Genomic DNA, 5,662 nt, shown 5'->3' with positions numbered 1-5,662 from the left:
TAAGCGGGTAGCAATAATGCCCGCTTTTCCATCACCATCACTCGTTCCTTTAACAGGCGAACTCAGGGAAGTGACAGGCGTCAAATCGCCATCAGTGCAATCCAGTCCGCTATTGAGAAGTTCCCGGGGAAGGGAGTATCCAGAACACGATGTCTCGTAACAAAAAACGCCACTATGGCGGAAACCCGGCCCAAAGAAAGCAGGTACCGAAAAGCTACGGCCCTTTTCTCACTTACCTCCGTAGCGTGACGTTCATAAAAAATATGTTAATCGGATTAATTTATCCCGGAATGATGGCGATCCTGTTTTATCAGGAGCAGTGCCCTGGCTGGTGGTACGCTACGCTGATAGTGCCGATCATACTTTTTCCCTTTGCAATCATCGCCATCGAGCGCATTGGACTCCTTATTGCCCCAGCCCGGTTCTGGCAGAAATACCACCAACTGGAAATCCGCCACCAGAGCACACTCTTAGTCCTTTACTACCTGCTGATAATGTTAATGGTATTGCCGCTCGCTATGATGTATTTCATCTGGCATCGCTCCATGAATCATTCGTCCTGAATTGATACCCTGAGATAAAGCCGTGACTGGAAGTTGTTAAGGCTCTTTTAAATGCCCGCACCCCCGAGGCGACATCTGAATTTAGCCATTACAAAAACGATGGCGTAGTAAGTGATCAGAACCTGATCCTGCAGCCTGTCAGAATGGATGTCAGTGACTGAATAAACATGGCCAACACAGTACCCCATTGGATGGCTGATTAATAACAGTGTGGTCATATCAAAAGCATGAAACTGGTCGCCACAAATGACGGCTACACGAGACTCTCTATGAGGAGAAATCCAGAGGACGCACTGGCAATAAGCCAGCCATCGTCATCTTTACGATGTAGAGCTGTTCAATAAGAACGGACTTATCGTTTTCCCTGATAAGCTGTTGCTCGTCTTTTACTCACTGAAGACAAAAAGGATTGTTGTCTATGTCCGTAACATCTTCCGTTTCATCATCAGACGTAGACTTTTCAAGGTTGGCCGCTTCTGACGTCACTCAGCACCCATCATCAGGCGAGGTTGTGTAAAAAAAATGCCCGCGAGTGCGGGCGTGGCATTAATGCTGCCTGAAATCTCGTAAGTAACGCGTACTGTATGAAGCTACACACAGAGTGTGGAGGTTTATTTTTACAGTAATATTTCGAAACTGGTCATACGACATTTTTATCATACTGCGTTTCTAAAATCTGTCGTTCTGGAGTTACGGTCTCTCCACAAATGTCAGTCTTTGGACCATTTTTAGCGAAGATTTCCAGGGGGAATTTTATGAGAAGCATTCCTTCACGCTCAGAGGATTACGCAGTCTCTTCAGGCTTGAGACAGCGAACTGTGGGGCGGATTATTTTGCCGGAAAGCCAGCCTTATGTGACTCCGGCCTGCCAGGATGTGCTGATGGGAAGAGCACTGTCAGGTGTCATCAGGGGGGTGTACCCCACTACGAGCTGGAGGGTCCGACGCAATGTGTCAGCCTGATGAGCAGAATGGCTTGATTCCAGCGCGTTAATCAGGCTGAGTATGATGGCTTTATTGCTTACACGACCTTCATTCGCTAACAGACTACGGATGACGAATCCAAGTACCGCAGCTTCTTCTTTCAGTTCGCCACCCGCATTTCGGAAGTGCTCTGCCAGCTCGCGATCAGAAAGAGGGCTGAAAATATCATCTGGCATCTGCATCTGAGTGTTCCCTGCACCTGAGTTCAGTTGATTATATATCGTACAGAATAAGTTGGGGTCAGTGTTTACGCGTATTGGGGGAGATCTTTAAGCCTGCAAACTGCGAATGCACATAGCCGTCTTTTTCAACTCCTTTACGGGGCACGGTGGCACCTTCAGCCTGGCTCTCCCTGATTTTCGCGAGGGCCAGTGTTATGAGCGCCCCTCTTTCCGCATCTTCGGCAACTGAGTGCATCTCGTTCAACTGAACGATAAGGGCGCGCAGGTTAACGGGCCCGCCCTGCTGCAGCAGAGCGAGAGCTGCTTCACCAATGATCTCATCGATTGCCTGTTGCTGATTACTGCTGTTCATGTCTGTCTCTGGTTACTGCCTGAAGCTGTATTTACGTGATGGAATTAAATGTTATGCCGAAACCGTCGGAAGTGGTCAGTCAGGACTGCACGTATGGATGCGTATTAAGGCATGACGTTCAATTCTGAACTCAGTGGCCTTATCAGCCTTCGCGGTCAAAAAGCAGGCCGATCAGTTGGTGATAGTGATGCTCTTCTTCAGAACCTGAAGCGAGTTCAGAACGGTGAAGCAGTTTGGTGCAAATGGACTTACGGTTCAGGTTTCGGCCTTCCCTGAGGATCTCCACCACAATCTGTCCGAGCGTTTCCTGCTGGGAAGGCAGGGACGCTTTACTGAAGTACTGAGCGATTGCTTCAGAAGAGTTCGGAGCGAAACGATTCTGGCGCATAAGTTAATCCTCCAAAGAAAGGTCAGACAAATGAATGAAAGTTGTACGGTTGATCCGAAATTTGTACAAAAATATAATAAATGTGCATTGTCATTTTATTTGCAAAAAGTGTGGTAAAAACGTCCTTGTTTCGTCTGAGTTGCTGATAAACAGGCGAAAGGTGCTGAAGTACTGAGTTGATCTGAGACAGCCTGAGCCGATGGTATCCAGAATTGCTGGTTGTACAGCCCCACATCTGGCCAATGTTAATTCCCTCCCTGCTGAACCTGGTGGCAACAGTCCCGGCATGGAACATATTGCATTCCGACGGGAGCGGCCTTAAGGATTCATCCTGGAATTATTCTGCGGGTTTACAGGACCGAAATAGCTGCCAGGCTGAAGGCTTCAGCGAGCATTCAAGGAGGCGGAAAGTGAAAAAAATTACGTTAGCAGCGGCAGCGGTATCAGTAGTCATGTGTGGCGTTTGCTCTTTTGGCGCGTATGCCGGCGTCTTTGGTTAGTGTCTCAGTTCAGTGCAGGCAACACGAAATTTCCAGCCGGTCACTGATTGCCCTCGCCTGCCCTATTTAGTGCTTACCCCGGGCAGTGCCCGTATAAGATCGCAGCGTGAACCCTTACACGTGTAATTGAGTCCGTAGTGCCTTCTTTAAATGCAGGTTTGCAGTCTGCGCAGGCTGGTTGCGGCGTTCTGAGGAGCCAGCAAGACACAATTCAGCCGCTTCGCATGCATTACCAGAACGCTGGGCTTTTATCTGAAGGTCTCTTATTACTTCCCTGTGATATGGACCTGCTCTCGTTGGTAATGTCTGGCGCAGGATTGCGCCTGGCCCGGTAAGCTACGACTTCCGGGCCTTTATTTTACTTCTGTAACGCCCGGTGTTCGCCGTTCCTCAGCAATCTTGCAGCATCTCTCGCGAAAGCTTTCGTCTGGAGGTCGTCAGATGAAGCTGCAATCCTCTCGAGCTCATAAAGTATGTTCGCTTTATTGATCTCCGAGCCCCTCGCTGACAGTTAAATAACTGCGGCCCCGACAGCACACCCAATCATTCCTGCCCTGTATGATCTGGTTTCGTTAATAGTACGGAAGTGCGGTATCCCTATGTAATGCATAGGAAACCACGTTACATCCGGTATTTACTCAATAAAGGGAGCACGAATCGATGAAAATTACGCTTAAAGATGAATCAGGAGCCGCTGAATCACGAGAGGTGTCATCGCTTGTCATCACGCTCAGCAGTGGGGAGACCATTGAGATTGGTGAAGAGAGCCAGAACCGTCCTTCTCATCTCGCTGAGGGGGTGACGGTATGGGGGGCCGTATGCCAGAAGAAGGAGCGTCGATGGAAAAACTCAAAGCGTCAACGCGCTTGCTGGGTATCTATCCCATGGCAGCCAACATGATACATGTTTTCCCCATCAGTAAATGATTGCTTCTGATTAGCCAGGGCGCCGGTCAGGACACCTTCCTGCCCGACCGCCGTTTAAGCAGCGGCCTTTCAGGCGCATCGAAGTCAGACGGTCGCAGACGAAAGAAAGAACCCGCAGCTAAAACTGACAGCCACGAAGAACCCAGTAGTTACAGCATTCATACAGAAACCTTAAACGACTTACCGGCCCTCCGGGCCGGGCGGCGGCGGCTGGTCAGTGGGGGCAACCGGGGTGCAGGTACGGCGCGGGTCTGGGTGGAGAGGGGCGCGGGGTTTCATGTTCGGCTCGATGCTGTGTCTAGTAAGGAAGGCTAACGTGTGTTGTAACTAAAATCATGCTACCTGCCGATAGGTGTGGCCTCAGTTTTATGATCAGGGTATCGCGGCATGGTTGAACCACACACAAAAAAAAATTTGGGAAGTCATTACTCTCTGGCACGTTTTGCCGAGTGTATTTTCTCGTATATTCAAGAAAACGATATAGGACCTCACCCTTTTAAAAATCTACCTTCGTGGCTAAACCGGGCAGATTGCCAAAGTCAGTTGAACATAAACTTTCCCTTGAGAGCTGTATGTTGGTGCTGTAGAGCACCTTTCCAGCCCTCTTCATCATTCAGGCCGATAAGGTGCTTCACTGAAGCGCCACGCGAACAGTAAGTGATGACTGTGTATACATAGTCCATGTTGCGGTCAGCATAGTGCACCATGGGATTGAAGACAGCTACCGTTTTTATCCCATCGCTCCTGCCATACACATGCCACCATGTCACTGGCGAGCACTTTTAGGCCTTGCAGAAAGTTGTCCTTCCTTGCTTCCCGCCCCCTACCTTGTCGTCATAACTTTCTGCTCAAAGCCAGCTAAAGCCTCTTTATCCTGCATGGCTTCAGAGAGATGCTTCGAAAGGCTGGCGTTTTCTCTTCAAGTGACCTGAGCAACTTCACACAGGAGACTTCTGTGCCCATCAAACTTCTTTTTGCAAAGATTGAATATAGAGTCTGAAATAGTATGCTTACAGCAGAGTTACTGGGCCAAATCCCTTGTGTCGGCTTTAAGGAGAATACTAATGAGCTTTTAATCGAAAATGGCTTGCTCATGGAAATTAATGATGAAATTGCTAACATCACGATGTTAATCAACGAGGTGTAGTCCACCTTCAACAATCAATTTTAAACATCTTACACTATGAACATTAACTCGTGAATGATTTAATTAAGCCAGCTTCAGCTGGCGACAAAAGCGATTATAAACAACATAAATAACTTTTACGGAAACAAGATATTTTAAGCCACAAGTTAAACTCACATCATATGCCTTATTTTCAAAAATACCTGACAAACCTGTCGGTATTTATCGCTGGAAAAAATAATGTGAGTATCAATGAGCTTTCGATAGCCCACGAATTTTCACCAGATTAAGCGGATAAAAATAAAACCCCATACTTTTAGATACTCAAACAATCCCTCAGGAGGTTTGTTGTAAATTTCAACACCCACAGAAGTATAACATTTTAAAAATTTCGTCTTTTTATAGCCGATTCATATTCTAATTTATGTGCTCTAGTCTTATTTATCTCTACGTTTTTATCGGCTAGATTCCGTGGATAAAACTAATTTTTTCAGTAGCGCCGACGTCAGACAAAGTACCCGCCCTAAGGAGTGCTATCGCACTTTTATGTCATGTTTTTTCAATAACCCTCTAAAAACTGATGATCGCATGCGATTTTTAAAAAATCGGTTTGCTCTTCGCTTATCTAAATCGAATGAATCA

At 47.3% G+C, this 5,662-nt stretch carries 5 protein-coding genes; 2 read left to right on the top strand and 3 right to left on the bottom strand.

Annotated elements, in window-relative coordinates:
* Window positions 1-149: 149 nt before the first annotated feature.
* Window positions 150-563, top strand: a complete 414-nt coding sequence (locus tag PSSD_RS25235; RefSeq protein WP_058974150.1) for a hypothetical protein — start codon at window positions 150-152, stop codon at window positions 561-563.
* An 850-nt stretch (window positions 564-1,413) separates the two neighbouring features.
* Here the strand turns inward: PSSD_RS25235 and PSSD_RS25230 are convergent.
* The 3 genes from PSSD_RS25230 to ycgZ form a co-directional block, all read right to left on the bottom strand.
* Window positions 1,414-1,728: a biofilm development regulator YmgB/AriR family protein gene (locus PSSD_RS25230; RefSeq protein ID WP_058974149.1), complete on the bottom strand. Its 315-nt coding sequence runs from the start codon at window positions 1,726-1,728 to the stop codon at window positions 1,414-1,416.
* Window positions 1,729-1,786: 58 nt separating this feature from the next.
* Window positions 1,787-2,080, bottom strand: coding sequence for a hypothetical protein (locus tag PSSD_RS25225; RefSeq protein WP_058974148.1), 294 nt, complete (start codon window positions 2,078-2,080; stop codon window positions 1,787-1,789).
* A gap of 142 nt (window positions 2,081-2,222) precedes the next feature.
* A complete protein-coding gene (ycgZ, locus tag PSSD_RS25220) occupies window positions 2,223-2,468 on the bottom strand; it encodes a regulatory protein YcgZ (RefSeq protein ID WP_058974147.1) in 246 nt (81 codons plus the stop codon).
* Window positions 2,469-3,628: 1,160 nt separating this feature from the next.
* Here ycgZ and PSSD_RS25210 point away from each other — a divergent pair.
* On the top strand, window positions 3,629-3,868 hold the full coding sequence (locus PSSD_RS25210) for a hypothetical protein (protein ID WP_235589303.1): 240 nt from the start codon (window positions 3,629-3,631) through the stop codon (window positions 3,866-3,868).
* Window positions 3,869-5,662 lie beyond the last annotated feature (1,794 nt).

The sequence above is a fragment of the Type-D symbiont of Plautia stali genome, from assembly GCF_001485335.1.
Taxonomy (GTDB): Bacteria; Pseudomonadota; Gammaproteobacteria; order Enterobacterales; family Enterobacteriaceae; genus Pantoea; species Pantoea vagans_C.
This window is presented reverse-complemented; position numbering and strand designations above follow the sequence as displayed.

Excerpts from the sequence above, each read along its gene's own strand:
- PSSD_RS25235 (WP_058974150.1), top strand. The coding sequence starts at position 150 with ATGTCTCGTAACAAAAAACGCCACTATGGCGGAAACCCGGCCCAAAGA.
- PSSD_RS25230 (WP_058974149.1), bottom strand. The coding sequence starts at position 1,728 with ATGCAGATGCCAGATGATATTTTCAGCCCTCTTTCTGATCGCGAGCTG.
- PSSD_RS25225 (WP_058974148.1), bottom strand. The coding sequence starts at position 2,080 with ATGAACAGCAGTAATCAGCAACAGGCAATCGATGAGATCATTGGTGAA.
- ycgZ (WP_058974147.1), bottom strand. The coding sequence starts at position 2,468 with ATGCGCCAGAATCGTTTCGCTCCGAACTCTTCTGAAGCAATCGCTCAG.
- PSSD_RS25210 (WP_235589303.1), top strand. The coding sequence starts at position 3,629 with ATGAAAATTACGCTTAAAGATGAATCAGGAGCCGCTGAATCACGAGAG.